A 17,649-nucleotide genomic window follows, 5' to 3' on the forward strand; every position below is an offset into this window, starting at 1 on the left:
GCGCTCATCCTGCCCTGCCGCCGGCACGACCGACCACGGCGAGGGCGCGGGCCGGCAGGTCCGGGTCGTCGTGCTGCAGCCAGACGACGCGGGGATCGGGCCCGAACCACTTCTGCTGGCGCCGGGCCAGCCGACGGGTCGCGGCCGCCGTCTCCGCCACCGCCTCCTGCTCCGACAGCTCGCCGTCGAGCTGGCGCAGCGCCTGGGCGTAGCCCACCGCCCTCGAGGCCGTGCGTCCCGCACGCAGCCCGGCCGCCTCGAGCCCGCGGACCTCCTCGAGCAGCCCGTCGGCCCACATCCGCGCCGCGCGGTCGCCGACCCGCCGGTCGAGGACCTCCCGGTCGGCGTGCAGCCCGAGCAGCACCGTGGGCTCGAGCAGCTCGCGGGTCGGCAGGGTCGCGCTGAAGGGCCGCCCGGTGAGCTCGATCACCTCGAGGGCCCGCACGACCCGTCGGCCGTTGCGGCGCTCGATCCGGGCCGCCGCGTCGGGGTCCCGCCGCGCCAGCTCCTCGTGCAGCGCCTGCACGCCGCGCTCCTCCAGCTCGCCCTCCCACCGGGCCCTGACCTCGGGGTCCGTGGGCGGGATCTCCAGCCGGTCGAGCAGCGCCCGGACGTAGAGCCCCGACCCGCCGACCACGACCGGGACCCGGCCCCGGGACCGGATCGCCGCGACGTCCGCGCGGGCCGCCTGCTGGTATGCCGCGAGGCTGGCCTCCTCGCGCACGTCCAGCACGTCGAGCTGGTGGTGGGGCACGCCGCGGCGCTCGGGGACCGTCAGCTTCGCGGTGCCGATGTCCATCCCCCGGTAGAGCTGCGAGGCGTCCGCCCCGACGACCTCCCCGCCGAGCTCCAGCGCGAGCCGCACCCCCAGGTCGGACTTCCCCGTCGCCGTCGGCCCCACCACCGCCACGAGGGGTTGGCCGGGCGCGGCCTCGTGAGCCGAGGGGGTGGCGCGCTGCATGCCGGAAGTCTGACATCCGGAAGGGGTGACGCAGGTCACTGACCAGCGCTAGGTTGAGGGCATGAGCACCCAGCACCCGTCCGGCACCCCTGGTGAGCCAGAGCGCACCTCCCCCGCAGGGGGCGGCCTCAAGGCGCTCTTCGACTTCAACTTCGACACCTTCGTCACCCCGAGCATCGTCAAGATCGTCTACGTCATCGCGACCGTCCTCGTCGCGCTGCTGACGATCGGCTTCGCCATCAGCGGGCTCACGACGATGTTCCGCGGCGGCGCGGGAGTCGTCCTCGGCTTCCTGCTGCTCCTGGCCTCCCCGATCATCGGGCTGGTCTACCTCGCGTTCGTGCGCATGAGCCTGGAGCTCTACTACGCCGTCATCCGGCTGTCGGAGGACGTGCACCACCGCGGCCGGCTCTGAGGGCCGTCGGCACGCCGGCGGCGACGTCCGGGCATACCCTCGTCAGCATGTCGCGTCCCCCGGTCGAGCTGCACATCATCGCCGACTCCACCGGCGACACCGCCGCCCGCGTGGCGCGCGCGGCCGCCGCGCAGTACGCCGACCACGACGTGCGCATCATCCGGCACCCGCGGCAGTCCTCGCTGGACGGCCTGCACGACTCCTTCGCGCGCATGCGGCCCGAGCAGGTCCGCACCGTCGTGTTCTCCACCGTGGTGGACGAGGCCCTGCGTGTGCGGGTGACCCAGCTGTGCGAGGAGCAGGGGCTGCCGCACGCCGACCTCCTCGAGCCGGCGGTCACGGCGCTGTCCGCCGTCACCGGCCAGGCGCCGGAGCGGGTGGTGCGTCCCGTCGGGGTCGGCGAGGACTACTTCAAGCGGGTCGCCGCGATGGAGTTCGCCATCGCCAACGACGACGGCAACCTGTCCAACCACCTGCGCGAGGCCGACATCGTGCTCATCGGGGTGAGCCGCACCGGCAAGACCCCGTTGTCGATGTACCTCGGCTACCTCGGCTACCGCACCGCCAACATCCCGCTCGTCCCCGGCATCGCCCCACCGCAGCAGCTGCAGGAGGTGCAGCGGTGGAAGATCGTCGGTCTCACCATCGACCCCGAGCGGCTGCAGCAGATCCGCGGGCGGCGGGTGCGCGCCATGGGCAGCCCGCAGAGCCACCGCGACGGCTACACCGACCTGGTGAAGATCTTCGACGAGCTGGACGAGGTCGCCCAGCTGCAGCGCAGCCTCGGCTGCCCGGTCATCGAGACCACCGACCTGGCCCTCGAGGAGGCGGCCGGGAGGGTCATCGAGGTGGTGCAGCGGCGCCGTGAGGCGGCCGCCGGCGGCACCTCGTTCTCCCGGTAGGCTCCGTCCCACACAGGACGGCACGGGGCGACGGGGCCCCGCCCCTACCGCGAGGAGCGCAGAGATGGCCGGAGAGACGCAGACCTACCTCTACGACATGTCCGAGGGCAACGCGCAGATGCGCGGCCTGCTGGGTGGCAAGGGCGCCAACCTGGCGCAGATGAAGCGCCTCGGCATCCCGGTCCCGGACGGGTTCACCGTGAGCACCGCGGCCTGCATCGCCACGACCGAGGCCGGCGGCGAGTGGCCGGAGGGCCTGTGGGAGGACGTGCTCGCCTCGCTCGCGCGGCTGGAGGAGCGCACCGGGCGCACCCTGGGCGGCGAGCGACCGCTGCTGCTCTCCGTCCGCTCCGGTGCCGTGGTCTCCATGCCGGGGATGATGGACACCATCCTCAACCTGGGCATCGGTGAGGACACCGTCGAGGCGCTCGGCGCGGAGGCCGACAACCCCCGCTTCGCCTGGGACTCCTACCGCCGCTTCCTGCAGATGTACGGCGAGGTCGTCGAGGGCGTCGCGCCGCACGCCTACGAGGACGAGCTGACCGCGCTCAAGGCCCGCCGAGGCGTGGAGCAGGACACCGACCTGCGCACCGAGGACCTGCAGGAGCTGGTGCAGACCTACCTCGAGGTCTCCCGCCGCGAGCTGGGCCGCGACCTGCCGACCGACCCCCGGGACCAGCTGCGCGGCGCGATCTCGGCCGTCTTCAACTCCTGGGACACCCCGCGGGCCCGCGTCTACCGCCGGGCCAACGGCATCCCCGACGACCTGGGCACGGCCGTCAACGTCATGCAGATGGTCTTCGGCAACCGGGGCGACACGTCCGCGACGGGGGTCTGCTTCACCCGCAACCCGTCCACCGGCGCGAAGGAGCTCTACGGCGAGTTCCTCGTCAACGCGCAGGGCGAGGACGTCGTCGCCGGGATCCGGACCCCCAAGCCGCTGGGCGAGATGGAGGAGGTCCTGCCGGAGGCATACGCCCAGCTCGTGCAGACGATGCACGACCTCGAGGCGCACTACAAGGACATGCAGGACATCGAGTTCACCGTCGAGGACGGCACGCTCTACCTGCTGCAGACCCGCAACGGCAAGCGCACCGCCGCCGCGGCGCTGCGGGTCGCCCGCGACCTCGTCGAGGAGGGGGTCCTCACGCGGGAGGAGGCGCTGCAGCGCGTCGAGCCCGGCCAGCTGGACCAGCTGCTGCACCCCGCCATCGACCCCGAGCACGGCCGCAGCCCGGTGACCAAGGGCCTGCCGGCCTCCCCCGGCGCCGCCGTGGGCGAGGTCGTCTTCGACGCCGACACCGCGGCCGCCCGGGGCGGGGCCGGGGAGCCGGTCGTCCTCGTCCGCTACGAGACGACGCCGGACGACATCCACGGCGTCATCGTCGCCCAGGGCGTCCTCACCGCCCACGGGGGTATGACGTCGCACGCGGCGGTCGTCGCGCGCGGCATGGGCAAGCCCTGCGTCGCCGGGGCCAGCGGCATCCGCATCAACACCGCCGACCGCACCCTCACCATCGGGGAGCACACCTTCGCCGAGGGTGACCTCATCACCCTCGACGGCTCGACCGGCGAGGTCTACGGCGAGGCCCTCGAGCTGGTCCCCCCGCAGATCAACGAGGACTTCGAGGCCATCGTCACCTGGGCCGACGAGGTGCGCCGGCTCGGGGTGCGGGCCAACGCCGACACCGGCGAGGACGCCGCCAAGGCGCGCGAGCTGGGCGCCGAGGGGATCGGCCTGTGCCGCACCGAGCACATGTTCATGGCGTCCGACCGGCTGCCGGCCGTCCGGCAGATGATCCTCGCCGAGACCGAGGAGGACCGCGCCGCGGCCCTGGAGACGATCCTGCCCATGCAGCAGGAGGACTTCGAGGCGATCTTCACCGCGATGCGGGGGCTGCCGGTCACCGTCCGGCTCCTGGACCCGCCGCTGCACGAGTTCCTCCCCGACCTCGTCGAGCAGTCGCTGCTCGTGCAGCGCCTGGAGCTGACCGACGGCGATCCCGCGGAGCTGACCACGGCCCGGGCCCTGCTCGGGCAGGTCAAGCGCCTGCACGAGCAGAACCCCATGCTCGGCACCCGCGGTTGCCGGCTCGCCATGCTCTACCCGGAGATCCCCGAGATGCAGACCCGGGCCATCATCCGTGCGGCCCTGGCGGTCCGCGAGCGCGAGGGCGAGACGGCCGGCGTGGAGATCATGGTCCCGCTGGTGGCCTACGCCTCCGAGCTGCGGGCGCAGCGTGCCGTCGTCGAGCGCGCGGTCGCCGAGGAGCTGGAGAGCGCCGGCGCCGAGCTCGACGTCACCGTCGGCACCATGATCGAGCTGCCGCGGGCCGCCGTGGTCGCCGACCAGATCGCCCAGCACGCCGACTTCTTCTCCTTCGGCACCAACGACCTCACGCAGACCGGGATCGGCATCTCCCGGGACGACGCCGAGGGCGGCTTCCTGTCGGCCTACGTCTCCGAGGAGGTCATCCCGCACAACCCGTTCGAGTCGATCGACCGGGACGGGGTCGGCGGCCTGGTCCGGCTCGGCGCCGAGGGCGGACGGGCGGCCAAGCCCGACCTCAAGCTGGGGGTGTGCGGGGAGCACGGTGGCGACCCCGCCTCCATCGGGCTCTTCGAGGAGCTCGGGCTGAGCTACGTCTCCTGCTCCCCCTACCGCGTGCCCATCGCCCGGTTCGCCGCGGCCCGGGCGGTGCTGGCGCAGCGGGACGCCTCCTGACCCGGCCGACGGGCGGGTCAGGCCGGCCGACAGGCGGGTCGCGCCGGCCGCAGGACGTGCAGGCGGACCTGGCCGGGCTCGGCGGGTTCTTCGTGCTGGCCGACGCGACGGGCACCGACGCCGTCCCCTTCGACGAGCTGCTGGGGGACGCACCGTTGGCGGGGCGACTCGACCAGGTGCGAGAGGCCCTCGCGGCGAGCACCGGTCAGGATCCGGCGGACGTCGACGGCAAGGTGGCGATGTCCGCGCTGCAGGTCGGCGTGGCCTCGCGGCTGTGGTCCGTCGGGCTGGCGACCGCGGTGCTGCACGGCACCGTGCCCGACCTGCGCTCCCGGCACCTGCTCGGCTCCCCCGGCCACCGCGGGGACGTGCCGCTGGCCCTCGCGGACGGGACGCCGTGGCGCGCCGTGACCGGACCGCACGAGGCCGCCGCCGAGCTCGCCCGCACCGTCGTGGACGGCAGCCTGGCGGACCTGGACGCGGCCTGCTCCCGGGTGGGGCGGGTCCCACCGAGGGTGCTGCTGAGCAACGCTGCCTCCAGCCTCGTCGGGGCGGCACGGGTGCTGGCCACGGCCAGGCCCGGGGCCGCCGCCACGGCCTGGGAGGTGGTGCGCCTGGTGCTGGCCGCACCCGGGCTGGCCCCCGGCGGCGCCGCCCGGTCCCGTTCCGGCCTGCCGAGCGGCGTCGGCGGCGCGATGGAACGGGCCGACGAGGCCTTCCTGCGCGCCGGCTGCTGCCTGTTCGACCGCATACCCGGTCACGGGCTGTGCCCCGACTGCGTCCGGGCCCCCACCCACGCCCACCTCGTCACGCCCGGCCACTGACCGGCCACCGACGCCCGCCGGACCACGCCTGTGCACGCCGACTGACCCTGTAAATGTCCACCGACCCTGTGCATGCCCACAAACCCAGAGCACGCCCACCGACCCTGTGCACGCCCACGGACCCTGTGCATGCCGACGGCACCCTGTGCATGCGGTAGACGGCATGCACAGGGTGCCGTTGAGGTGCTCAGGCTGCGATTCCGTGCACAGACTTCCCGTCGAGAGCGCACCGGGGGGTGCGAAGACCCGGCCCCGGCTCAGCCGCGCGGAGGCACCCCCGTCAGCGGGGTCGGACAGTGCCGGTGCCGCTCTCCCGGTCGTAGGCGTAGACCTCGACCCCGTCGATCCACGTGCGCAGCACCCGGGACTGCAGGTCCAGCCAGTCGCCGGACCACAGGGCCAAGTCGGCGTCCTTGCCCACGACGAGCGAGCCCACCCGGTCCTCGACACCCAGGACCCGGGCCGGGTTGACGGTCACCGCCCGCAGCGCGGCGTCCCGGTCCATGCCCTCGCGGACGGCGAGCGCGACCTGGGTGATGAGGTGGTCGATGGGCACCACCGGGTGGTCGGTGATGATGGACACCTGCACGCCGGCCCGGTCGAGGATCCCGGGCGCCTTCGGGCTCCGGTGGCGCACCTCGACCTTGGAGCGACTGACGATCATCGGCCCGTAGAGCACGGGGATGTCCCGTTCGGCGACGAGGTCCGCGACGAGGTATGCCTCGGTCCCGTGGTCCAGCACGAGGCGGTAGCCGAACTCCTCGGCCAGCCGGATCGCGGTGGCGATGTCGTCCGCCCGGTGGCAGTGCTGCCGCCACGGGATCTCGCGCTCGAGGACCTTGACCAGGGCCTCGCTGACGAGGTCCGCGTCGACCGGGGTGTCCCCGGCCGCCGCGACCTTCGCCTGGTAGGACCGGGCGGCGGCGAAGGCCTTGCGCATGACCAGGGCGACGCCGAGCCGGGTGGCGGGGGTCTTCTTCTGCTCGCCGTAGACCCGCTTGGGGTTCTCGCCGAGCGCGGCCTTGATGCCGCTGGGGTTGCGCAGCACCATCTCGTCCACGTAGCGGCCGTAGGTCTTGAGCGCCACCGCCTGGCCCCCGATCGGGTTCGCCGACCCGGGGTTGACGTTGACCGTCGTGACGCCCGCCCCGAGAGCGTCGTCGAAGCCCTGCTCGCGCGGGTTGATGGCGTCGATGGCCCGCGCCGCGGCCATGACCGGGTCGGTGGTCTCGTTGCCGTCCAGGCCGGCCCAGCCTTCCCCCTCCTCCCACACGCCGAGATGCACGTGGGCGTCGACGAGGCCGGGGAGCAACCAGGAGCCCGCCGCGTCGACGACCTCCACGTCCTCCGGGACGTCGACCTGCTCACGCGGCCCCAGCGCGGCGATGCGTCCCTCGCGCACCACCACCGTGCCGTCCTCGATCACCTCGCCCTCGACCGGGACGACACGGGCACCGACGATGGCCAGGGACGGTCGGGGACTGGGCACAGGAACTCCCTCAGGACGACGGATCCGGACCGTCCCCACCCTACGCAGCGGCGCGTGCGGGCCCCGCGCACCCCCGCTCCAGGGCCTTCGTCCTGGGACGGGTGTGACTGATCACTCACCCGGTCGCACGGCCCGGACGGCGGTTCACCCTTGTGCTACGGCGTGTCGCGATGGGAGGATCGGGAACACTGTCTACGGGCCTGGCGTTGGCCCCAGCAGAGACAGCGGCGCCATACCCTGATCCGGCACCGCTCACGCAGACGGAACAACGAGGTGTCGTCGCCCGCCGGACACCCCTGGACCCCGGACGTGGGCGACGACGAGAGGGCGCCCCTGAACGGGCGCAGACCAAGGAGCAGACACTGATGGACTGGCGCAACCGAGCGGCGTGCCTGGAAGAGGACCCCGAGCTCTTCTTCCCGATCGGCAACACCGGCCCGGCGCTGCAGCAGATCGAGGAGGCCAAGGCCGTCTGCCGCACCTGCCCGGTGATCGACACCTGCCTCAAGTGGGCGCTGGAGACCGGGCAGGATGCCGGTGTGTGGGGCGGGCTGTCCGAGGACGAGCGCCGGGCGCTCAAGCGTCGCAAGGCGCGCGCCCGACGGGCGAGCTGAGCCCCGACCACCCCTGAGCACTCCATCACCGGAGGAGGCCGTGACCCTCAACCGGTGGCGGAGCCCCGCAGCCGCACGGTGAACCGCACGACGGTCCCGTGCGGCTGCGCCGTCTCCCAGCCGATCTGCCCGCGCAGGTCGCTGATGAGGGCCTCGACGATCTGCGTGCCCAGGCCCGCGCCCTGCCGGTCGCCGGCCTCGGGGGCGTAGCCCCGCCCGTTGTCCGCCACGCTCACCTCCAGCACGTCGGTCCCACCCTCGTCCCTCGTCCGCGCGGCGCTCACCACGACCCGGGACGCCCCGGCGGGGCGCTCCCCCTCCTCGAACCCGTGCTCGACCGCGTTGTGGACGAGCTCGGCCAGGACCATGGCGAGGTGCGTCGCGTCGTCCGGCGGCAGCCAACCGAAGGACCCGTCCAGCTCGGTCTCCACCACCGCCTGCGTCGAGGCGACCTCCACGGTGGCCCGCAGGATGCGCGTGGCGACGTCGTCGAAGTCGACCCGCTCGGAGAACGCCTGGCTGAGGGTGTCGTGCACCAGCGCGACGGTGGACAGCCGCCGCCCCGCCTCGGCCAGCGCCTCCTGCGCCTTGGGGTCGTCGAGCCGCCGGGACTGCAGTCGCAGCAGGGCGGACACGGTCTGCAGGTTGTTCTTGACCCGGTGGTGGATCTCCCGGATCGTGGCCTCCTTGCTCAGCAGCTCGCGCTCGCGCCGACGGATCTCGCTGACGTCGCGCATGAGCAGCAGCGCACCCACGCGCTTCCCGGCGTGCATGAGCGGCACCGAGCGCAGGGTGAGGTTGACCGAGGCGGTCTCGATCTCGGTCCCCCACGGCGCCCGGCCGGTGAGGACCAGCGGCACCGTCTCGTCCACCGTCGCGCCCGGGGTCAGCCGCGTCGAGACGATCTGCGCGAGATCGGCGCCGCCCACGGGGTCGGTGTGCCCGAGCCGGCGCAGCGCCGAGACGGCGTTGGGGCTGGCGTAGTCGATGAGCCCGTCGGCCGTGAGCCGCAGCACGCCGTCGCCCACCCGGGGCGTCCCCCGGCCCACCCCGGTCGCCACGTGGTCCATGGGGAAGGCGCCCTCGGCGATCATCGAGAACAGCTGCTGGCTGATCTGGAGGTAGTTGACCTCCAGACCCCCCTGCTGACGCATGTTCTGCAGATCGGTATGCCGGATGAGCACCGCGATCGGGCGGCCGGTGCGGACCACCGGGACGTACTGCTCCCGGACGTAGCCCACCTCGTCGGGGGTGGACGGGCGGCCGGTCTCCATCACCTGCGTCAGCAGCCGCTCGCGCGCCGCTCCCGGGGCCTCACCGATGACGTCGTCGTGGTAGAAGTTCGGCCCGGTGGAGGGCCGGGCGTGCGCGGCCAGGAACCAGGGCGACAGGTGCGGGTCGGCTGCGTCGTCGCGCTGGACCGGGAGCCACAGGGTCAGGTCGGCGAACGCCAGGTCCGCCAGCATCTGCCAGTCGCCGACGAGGCGGTGCACCCAGTCGATGTCGGCACCCGACATCGACGAGCGCGACAGGGTCTCCCGCAGAACAGCCACGGCGCGATTCTCGCAGAGGTCAGTCGGCGGACCCCTGGCGGACCAGTCCGCGCAGGGTCCGCAGCGCCACGGAGAGCGGAGCCAGGTCGGGCTGGCTCATGCCGCTGACCGTCCGCAGCACCTGGCTGGTGCGCACGAGGGCCTCGCGGTTCTCCGCCATCCACTCCCGCACCCGCTCGAGGGAGTCCTCGGCCTCCTGCGTCCCGGTGCGCTCCACCACCGTCCGCGTCAGCCCGCGCATGACGCCGTACAGGTCGTCCCGCAGCGCCCCCCGCGCCAGCGAGGACCACCGGTCCTCGCGCGGCAGGTGGGAGACGTGGGTGAGCAGGTCGTCGATGCGGAAGGCCTCGGACACCCCGAAGTAGATCTCGGCGACCTCGCTGACGTCACGGTCGATCTCGCCGGCGAGCTCGGCGACGTCCAGCAGCGAGTAGCTGTCGAGCAGCGAGGCGTAGAGCTGCGCGAGGTCCTCGGGTATGCCGTTGGCCGAGGCCCACTCCGCCCGCTGCGCCCACCGCTCACGCTCATGGCCCTGGAGCAGCTCACCCAGCCGCGGGACCAGCTCCTGGACCGGCTCGGCGAAGCGCTCGATCTCCTCGTCCATGCCGGCCGACAGCGAGCGGTTGTTGAGGAACCAGCGGGTGGCGCGGTCCAGCAGCCGCCGCACCTCGAGGTAGAGCTCGGTCTGGATGTCGGTCGGCACCCGGTTGTCCAGCGCCTCCACGGCGGCGGTGTAGTCCGCCAGCCCGAAGACGGAGCGCACCACGTGGAAGGCGCGGGTGATCTGGGCGACGGTCGCGCCGGTCTCCTCCTGGGCGCGGAAGGCGAAGGAGACCCCGCCGCGGTTGACCATGGCGTTGGCGATCTCGTTGACGACGATCTCCCGCCGCAGCGGGTGCTCCAGGATCTGCTCGCGGGCCCGCTCGCGCAGCGGCCCCGGGAAGTAGTGCAGCAGGGAGTCGAGCAGGGCCGGGTCGTCGGGCAGCTCGGTCTCGCTGAGCTCGGTCTTGAGGCCGAGCTTGGCGTAGGCCACCAGCACCGAGAACTCGGGCGCCGCCAGGCCCGTGCCCGCCTCCTCGCGGCGCGCCCACTCCTTCTCGTCGGGCAGGAACTCCAGCTCGGGGTCCAGGCCGGCGTGCTCACCGAGGTAGCGGATCAGGCGCTGGTGGACCGTGGCCATGACCCCCTTCTGCAGACGGCCGTTGCCGATGAGCACGTTCTGCTCGTAGTTGTGCCGCAGGACCTTGCGGGCGACCTCCTCGGTCATCGAGGCGAGCAGCTCGTCGCGCTCCTCCAGCGACAGCACGCCCTCCTGCACCAGAGGGGTGAGCGCGATCTTGATGTTGACCTCGTGGTCAGAGGTGTCCACACCGGCGGAGTTGTCGATGGCGTCGGTGTTGACGTGGACGCCGGCGAGCGCCGCCTCGACGCGGCCCCGCTGGGACAGCCCGAGGTTGCCGCCCTCGCCGACCACGCGGACCCGCAGCTCCCGCCCGTCGACCCGGATGGGGTCGTTGGCGCGGTCGCCGATCTGCAGGTCGGTCTCCGTGGAGGCCTTGACGTAGGTGCCGATGCCGCCGTTCCACAGCAGGTCCACCGGCGCGAGCAGGATGGCCCGCAGGAGCTCGTGCGGCGTCATCGTGCTGACACCCTCGTCGAGCCCGAGCCGCTCGCGGACCTGCGCGCTGATGGGGATGGACTTCTGCGAGCGGGGATAGACGCCGCCGCCCTCGCTGATGAGGGAGGTGTCGTAGTCCGCCCAGCTGGACCGCGGCAGCTCGAACAGGCGCTGCCGCTCGGCGTAGGAGCTCGCGACGTCCGGGTCCGGGTCCAGGAAGATGTGGCGGTGGTCGAAGGCCGCGACCAGGCGGATGTGCTCCGAGAGGAGCATGCCGTTGCCGAAGACGTCACCGCTCATGTCACCGACCCCAACGACCGTGAACTCCGTGGTCTGGGTGTCCAGCCCCAGCTCCCGGAAGTGACGCTTCACCGACTCCCACGCGCCTCGCGCGGTGATGCCCATGCCCTTGTGGTCGTAGCCGGCCGACCCTCCCGAGGCGAAGGCGTCGTCGAGCCAGAAGCCGTAGTCGCGCGCCACCCCGTTGGCGATGTCGGAGAACGTCGCCGTGCCCTTGTCCGCAGCCACGACCAGGTAGGGGTCGTCCCCGTCGTGGCGCACCACGCGCTCCGGCGGCGCGATGTCGGTGCCGACGCGGTTGTCGGTGACGTCCAGCATGCCGCTGATGAAGGTGCGGTATGCCGCTTTCCCCTGCTCCAGCCAGGCGCCGCGGTCGACCGCCGGGTCCGGCAGGTCCTTGGGGAAGAACGCCCCCTTGGACCCGGTGGGGACGATGACGGCGTTCTTGACCATCTGCGCCTTGACCAGACCCAGCACCTCGGTGCGGAAGTCCTCGCGCCGGTCGCTCCAGCGCAGTCCGCCGCGGGCCACCGGACCGAACCGGAGGTGGCTGCCCTCGACCCGCGGCGCGTAGACCCAGATCTCGAACGCCGGCCGGGGCTCGGGCAGCAGGTCGAGCTCGCGCGGCAGCAGCTTGAGGCTCACCCACGCCTGAGGGCGGCCGTCGCTGCCCAGCTGGTAGAAGTTGGTGCGCAGGGTGGCCTGCACGACGGCCGCCAGCGAGCGCAGGATGCGGTCCTGGTCCAGGCTGGCGACCTCGTCCAGCGCCCTCGCGACGGCCTCGGCGACCTCCTCGGTGCGGGCGGACCGCTCCTCGTCCTCGCCGTGGGCGTCGGGGTCGAACCGGGCCTCGAACAGCTCGATGAGCAGCCGGGCGATGTCGGGGTTGGCGACCAGCGCCTCCTCGAGGTAGTCGAGGCTGAAGGTGCCGACCTGGCGCAGGTAGCGGACCAGGGTGCGCAGGATGACCACGCGCCGCCAGTCGAGGCCGGCCGTGAGGACCAGGGAGTTGAGCGTGTCGGACTCCGCCGACCCGCCCCATACCGCGGTGAAGGCGTCCTCGAACGCTGCCGCGACCTCGTCCTCGGTGCGGTGCTCGCCACCGTCCCACACCGTCTCCGACGGGGCGCGCAGCCCGAAGTCGTAGATGTAGTCCGGCGAGCCGTCGTCGTTGCTGCCGTCCAGCTCGTAGGGCCGCTGGACGGTGACCTCCAGCCCGAGGTCGGCGAAGACCGGCAGGACGTGGGTGAGCGACATCTCCTCGGAGCGGTAGACCTTGAGCCGCCGCTCGGTCGGCGCCTCGCCCGGGGCGCGGTAGACGCGCGGGCGGGCCGAGGCGTCGCTGCCGTGCAGCTCGCCCAGCCGCTGCAGGTCCAGGTAGGCGGCCTCGCCGTCGAAGTCCTCCTTGTAGGCCTCGGGGAAGGCGTCGGCGTACCGGGCCACGAGGTCGCCGGTCACGCCCTCGTCCTCGACGTGCGCGGCGACGGCGTCCGCGAGACCCTCGACCCACGTCCGGGTCACGGCGGTCAGACGCTCCTGCAGCTGCCGCTGGTCGACGTCGGGCAGGTCCTGGTCCCGCGGGACCGTGATGACGAAGTGCAACTGGGCCAGCGGCCCGTCTCCGACCCGGGTGGCGTAGTCGGCCAGCTCCCCGCCGTAGGTCTCCTCCAGCAGGGACTGCACGCGGAGGCGGTTGGCGGTGTTGTAGCGGTCGCGGGGGAGGTAGACGAGGGCGCTGACGAACCGGCCGAACTCGTCCGCCCGCACGTAGGCCTTGGCGGCCGGGCGCTCGAGGAGACGGACCACGTCGCCGGCGGTCGCGGCCAGATGCTCCACCGGGGCCTGGAACAGCTCGTCCCGGGGGTAGGCCTCCAGCACGCTGAGCAGGTCCTTGCCGGAGTGGCTGTCGGGGGCGAAACCGGACTCGGCCAGCACCTGCTTGACCTTGGCGCCGACGATCGGCAGGCGCTGGCTCGACTCCGCGTAGGCGCTCTGGGTGAACAGGCCGAGGAAGCGGTGCTCACCGACGACCTGTCCGCGCTCGTCGAAACGTCGGATCCCGATGTAGTCCAGCGGGACCGACCGGTGGACGGTGGCCCGCGTGTTGGCCTTGGTGACGGTGAGCAGGCGGGGGTCCCGCGCCGTGCGGGCCGCCTCCGGCCGCAGCACGGTGGGTGCCGGGTCGTCGCTCTCGTCCCGCAGGATCCCCAGACCGCTGCCCGCCACGGCCTGCAGCGCCAGACCGTCGTCGGTCTCGACGAGGTCGTAGCTGCGGTAGCCCAGGTAGGTGAAGTGGTGGTCGTCGATCCACGTGAGGAAGTCGACGGTCGAGCCGATCTCGTCGCGGTCCACCGACCGGGGAGGTCCGATCTCGAGCTCGTCGACGATGGCCCGGGCGCGCTGGCGCATGGTTCCCCAGTCGCGGCAGGCGCGGCGGACGTCGGTGAGCACCCGGCTCAGGTCGTCCTCGAGCGAGGCCCGGTCCTCCGGCTCCGGCACGCGGTCGACCTCGACGTGGATCCAGGACTCGACCCGCTGCCCCTCACCGACGTCCTGCGGGTCGAGGTCGAGCACGTCGCCGGTCGACTCGTCCACGACGACCTGCGGGTGCAGGAGCTGGTGCACCGACAGCCGGTGCCGGCTCACCTCGCCCAGCACCGAGTCGACGAGGAAGGGCATGTCGTCGGTCACGACCTGCACCACGGTCTGGCGGGTCGTCCAGCCACCCGCGTCGAGGGTGGGGTTGAGGACGCGGATGGCCGCGCGCCCGGCGTCCCGCCCCTCGGACAGCTCGGCCATCGAGCCCGCCATCGCCTCGCGCTGCTCCTGCTGGCGACCGGCCAGCTCGGTGGCGGCCAGGTGGTGGAAGAAGCGGTCGGTGAGCGTGTCGGTCGACGTCATCGTGCGCGTGCACTCCTCGGGTCGCGGGCGTCCGGCGCACCCCGACGTGCGCCTGCCGCCACCCTACTCGGCTCCCCGCCTGCGTACCCGCCTGGGGACAACCCCCGGACCGGCCCCGCGCGCCCCCTAGGGTGGGCCCATGACCGGGATCGACCGGCCCCCCGGGCCCACGGCCGCCCGGCCGCCGTCGGGGGCGGTGTCTCGTCCCGCCGCGCTGCTGCGCGCCGCCGAGGAGGTGAGCCTCCTGGCGCCCGACCTGGGGTGGTCGGAGGCCAGCGGTCTGGTGGAGGCGCTGCTCGACGGCGTCGCCCACGTCCTGGCCGATGCCGCGACCGGTCTCGACCGGCCCCGGCCCCAGCCCCTGGTGGTCGGAGCCATCGGGGGGGCCGACCGGGTGCCCGACCACGCCGGCTGCCGGGCCGCTGCCGGGCGCCTGCGGGCCCTGGCCGGGGAGGTGCTCCCCCACCCGGCACCCTGGGTCACGGAGGCCGCCGGCGTGATGACCGAGCTGGGAGACCTGCTGGACCGGGTCGCCGACCGCACCCGCAGCGGGACGCTCACCCGGGCCGACAAGGGGGTCGTCCTGCGGCGGCTGCACGGCCTGCACCGCCGCTGGCGCGCTGTGCTCCCCGGGCCGGGCGGTCAGGACGTACGGTGAGGCCATGAGGATCACCGAGACGATCCGCCACCCGGCGGACCCGCAGCGCACCTTCGAGATGCTGACCGACCACGCCTACCAGGTCCGACGTTGCGAGCGCTCGGGGTCCCTGGACCAGACCGTGCAGGTCGAGACCGCGCCGGACGGCACGACGACCGTGACGACGCAGCGGCACCTGCCCAGCGACGGCATACCGGACATGGCCAAGGGGCTCATCGGTCCCCGGCTGCTCGTGGTCGAGACGGTGCGCTGGGGGTCGCCGGACGCCGACGGCGAGCGCGAGGGCGCGATGAGCCTGGAGATGCCGGGGCTGCCCATCACCTTCACCGGCGGCATCCACCTGCGTCGCGGCTCCGAGCCGCAGGTGACCGACCACGTCGTCGACGGCGACCTGGAGGCGCGGGTCCCGCTCCTCGGCCGTCGCGTGGAGGCGATGGTCGCCGAGCGGATGCGGGAGATCGTGCAGCTCGAGGAGCGGGTCGCGCGGGAGTGGCTGGCCGAGGGCTGAGCCCCCGGGCCGGCCACCCCGCCGCTCATCCCATGTGCGGGTAGCGGTACTCCGTCGGCGGGACGAAGGTCTCCTTGATGACCCGGGTGTTGATCCACCGCTGCAGGTTGGCCGCGGAACCCGCCTTGTCGTTGGTCCCGGAGGCACGCGCGCCGCCGAACGGCTGCTGCCCGACGACCGCTCCGGTGGGCTTGTCGTTGATGTAGAAGTTGCCGGCGGCGAAGCGCAGCCGTTCCACCGCCTGGCCCACCGCGGCCCGGTCCTGCGCGATGACGCCCCCGGTCAGGGCGTAGGGGGCCACCGACTCCATCTGGTCCAGCATCGAGGACCACTGACGGTCCGGGTAGACGTGGACGGTGAGGATGGGGCCGAAGAACTCGGTGGTGAGCATCTGGTGCGTGGGGTCCTCGACCACCGCGACGGTGGGTCGGACGAACCACCCCACGGAGTCGTCGACGGTGCCGCCCGCGACGACCTCCACGCCGGGGTCCGCGTGCGCCCGCTCGATGACGTCACGGTGCTTGGCGAAGGCCTTGGCGTCGATGACGGCACCCATGAAGTTGGACAGGTCGCGCACGTCCCCGACCGGGATGCCCTCGGTCGTCTGCGCGAGGTCGTCGCGCAGGGTCCGCCACAGCGACGCGGGGATGTAGGCGCGCGAGGCCGCCGAGCACTTCTGGCCCTGGAACTCGAAGGCCCCCCGCACGAGGGCGGTCCGCAGCACGTCGGGGTCGGCGCTGGGGTGGGCGACGACGAAGTCCTTGCCCCCGGTCTCGCCCACGACGCGCGGGTAGGACCGGTAGGTCCCGAGGTTGGAGGCCACCCCCTGCCAGAGCATGTTGAAGACGGCGGTGGACCCGGTGAAGTGGATGCCGGCCAGGTCGGGGCTCTCGAGGGCCACCTCGGAGACGGCCGGCCCGGTGCCGGTCACCATGTTGATGACGCCGTCGGGCAGGCCGGCCGCCCGCAGCAGGTCCATCGTCAGGCTCGCCGCCCGCTGCTGCGTCGGCGCCGGCTTCCAGACCACGACATTGCCCATGAGGGCCGGGGCCGTGGGGAGGTTGCCGCCGATCGCGGTGAAGTTGAAGGGCGTCACCGCGTAGACGAAGCCCTCCAGCGGGCGCTGGTCGATGCGGTTCCAGGTCCCGGGCGAGTTGCGGATCGGCTGCTCGGTGAGCAGCTGCCGCGCGTAGTGCACGTTGAAGCGCCAGAAGTCGGCGAGCTCGCAGGCCGAGTCGATCTCGGCCTGGGTGGCGGTCTTGCTCTGGCCGAGCATCGTCGCGGCGTTCATGCGCGCGCGCCACGGCCCGGCCAGCAGCTCGGCCGCCTTGAGGAAGATCGAGGCCCGCTCCTCGAAGGACATGGCCCGCCACGCCGGCGCCGCCTCCCGGGACGCCTCGACGGCCGCGCGCGCGTCCTTCTTGGTGGCGTCCCGCATCGTCCCGAGCACCTCGGCGTGGGCGTGCGGCTGCACGACGTCGATCGCGGCACCGCCACCGGTGACGCGCTCGCCGCCGATGACGTGGGGGAGGTCCACCGGGGTGGCCGCGAGCTCGGCGAGCGCGGCCTCGAGAGCACCGCGTTCGGCACTCCCCGGCGCGTAGCCGAGCACGGGCTCGTTGAGCGGGCTGGGGACGTCGACGATGCCATCCATGGCGTGATCTCCTCGCGGTGGGTCGGTCAGTCGGTCGGTCGGTCGGTCGGTCGCTCGGCCGGTGCCGCGTCTCGCCCGGCGTGCTCGGCCCGTCGGACCAGCTCCAGCACGTGGCCCAGCTCGGTGGTGTCGAACCAGGACAGCTCGATGTCCTCGGCGTCGTGGTCCCCCAGCAGCGAGGGGTCGCCGGTGACGACGTCGTCCCCCAGGTGGAGGGCCGCGACGCGGGGCAGGTCCACCGACGCCACCTCGATCCACAGGTCGTCCGCGGGAGCGGCGGTGACCAGCCCGGCGTCCGCGTCGACGGCGGCCAGCACGACCGGCGCGCCGGAGCGCACCAGGTCCTCGGCGGCCACCTGCGCGGCGGCGTACTCCAGCTCGTCCCCGTCCGCGCCCGGCTCCAGCGCCCGCAGCACCTCGGTCACCGCCGTCGCCCGCACCGGGCCGGTCAGTCGACGGTCCTGCGCCAGAGCGGCCAGCTGGTCGCCGGTCACCGGCACGTAGCACCGCACGGTCGTCATCGCCGA

At 73.2% G+C, this 17,649-nt stretch carries 13 protein-coding genes; 7 read left to right on the plus strand and 6 right to left on the minus strand.

From position 1 onward, the window contains the following. Positions 1-4: 4 nt before the first annotated feature. Entirely contained in the window at positions 5-961 is a 957-nt protein-coding gene (gene miaA, locus AVL62_RS11015) for a tRNA (adenosine(37)-N6)-dimethylallyltransferase MiaA (protein WP_058891660.1), read from the minus strand. Between the two features lie 61 nt (positions 962-1,022). On the opposite strand from miaA, the gene AVL62_RS11020 reads away from it, so the two are divergent. The 4 genes from AVL62_RS11020 to AVL62_RS18050 all read left to right on the plus strand — a co-directional run bounded on the left by AVL62_RS11020 (position 1,023) and on the right by AVL62_RS18050 (position 5,827). Beyond that, positions 1,023-1,376, plus strand: coding sequence for a DUF4282 domain-containing protein (locus AVL62_RS11020; protein ID WP_058891661.1), 354 nt, complete (start codon positions 1,023-1,025; stop codon positions 1,374-1,376). A 47-nt stretch (positions 1,377-1,423) separates the two neighbouring features. After that, positions 1,424-2,278, plus strand: a complete 855-nt coding sequence (locus AVL62_RS11025) for a pyruvate, water dikinase regulatory protein (protein WP_058891662.1) — start codon at positions 1,424-1,426, stop codon at positions 2,276-2,278. A gap of 64 nt (positions 2,279-2,342) precedes the next feature. Next, on the plus strand, positions 2,343-5,003 hold the full coding sequence (gene ppdK, locus AVL62_RS11030; RefSeq protein WP_058891663.1) for a pyruvate, phosphate dikinase: 2,661 nt from the start codon (positions 2,343-2,345) through the stop codon (positions 5,001-5,003). A 56-nt stretch (positions 5,004-5,059) separates the two neighbouring features. Continuing rightward, positions 5,060-5,827: a (2Fe-2S)-binding protein gene (locus AVL62_RS18050; RefSeq protein WP_058891664.1), complete on the plus strand. Its 768-nt coding sequence runs from the start codon at positions 5,060-5,062 to the stop codon at positions 5,825-5,827. Positions 5,828-6,107: 280 nt separating this feature from the next. On the opposite strand, the gene AVL62_RS11040 is transcribed toward AVL62_RS18050, so the two are convergent. Then, on the minus strand, positions 6,108-7,316 hold the full coding sequence (locus AVL62_RS11040) for an amidohydrolase (RefSeq protein ID WP_058891665.1): 1,209 nt from the start codon (positions 7,314-7,316) through the stop codon (positions 6,108-6,110). A 365-nt stretch (positions 7,317-7,681) separates the two neighbouring features. Here AVL62_RS11040 and AVL62_RS11045 point away from each other — a divergent pair, with 365 nt between their 5' ends. Then, positions 7,682-7,930 carry a WhiB family transcriptional regulator gene (locus AVL62_RS11045; RefSeq protein WP_010148753.1) on the plus strand — a complete coding sequence of 83 codons (249 nt, stop codon included), beginning with the start codon at positions 7,682-7,684 and terminating at the stop codon, positions 7,928-7,930. Positions 7,931-7,977: 47 nt separating this feature from the next. Here AVL62_RS11045 and AVL62_RS11050 read toward each other — a convergent pair whose 3' ends face one another. Further along, complete coding sequence (locus AVL62_RS11050; protein ID WP_058891666.1) at positions 7,978-9,483, minus strand: sensor histidine kinase; 1,506 nt, start codon at positions 9,481-9,483, stop codon at positions 7,978-7,980. A gap of 19 nt (positions 9,484-9,502) precedes the next feature. Beyond that, on the minus strand, positions 9,503-14,302 hold the full coding sequence (locus AVL62_RS11055; RefSeq protein WP_058891667.1) for an NAD-glutamate dehydrogenase: 4,800 nt from the start codon (positions 14,300-14,302) through the stop codon (positions 9,503-9,505). A gap of 139 nt (positions 14,303-14,441) precedes the next feature. Between AVL62_RS11055 and AVL62_RS11060 the strand changes: the two genes are divergently transcribed. Continuing rightward, positions 14,442-14,960: a hypothetical protein gene (locus AVL62_RS11060; RefSeq protein WP_058891668.1), complete on the plus strand. Its 519-nt coding sequence runs from the start codon at positions 14,442-14,444 to the stop codon at positions 14,958-14,960. A 4-nt stretch (positions 14,961-14,964) separates the two neighbouring features. Beyond that, complete coding sequence (locus AVL62_RS11065) at positions 14,965-15,468, plus strand: DUF2505 domain-containing protein (RefSeq protein WP_058891669.1); 504 nt, start codon at positions 14,965-14,967, stop codon at positions 15,466-15,468. A 25-nt stretch (positions 15,469-15,493) separates the two neighbouring features. Here AVL62_RS11065 and pruA read toward each other — a convergent pair whose 3' ends face one another. Further along, complete coding sequence (gene pruA, locus AVL62_RS11070; RefSeq protein ID WP_058891670.1) at positions 15,494-17,122, minus strand: L-glutamate gamma-semialdehyde dehydrogenase; 1,629 nt, start codon at positions 17,120-17,122, stop codon at positions 15,494-15,496. Positions 17,123-17,148: 26 nt separating this feature from the next. Further along, a complete protein-coding gene (locus AVL62_RS17310; protein WP_058891671.1) occupies positions 17,149-17,643 on the minus strand; it encodes a DUF6912 family protein in 495 nt (164 codons plus the stop codon). Positions 17,644-17,649 lie beyond the last annotated feature (6 nt).

Source organism: Serinicoccus chungangensis, from assembly GCF_001483745.1.
Lineage (GTDB): Bacteria > Actinomycetota > Actinomycetes > Actinomycetales > Dermatophilaceae > Ornithinicoccus > Ornithinicoccus chungangensis_A.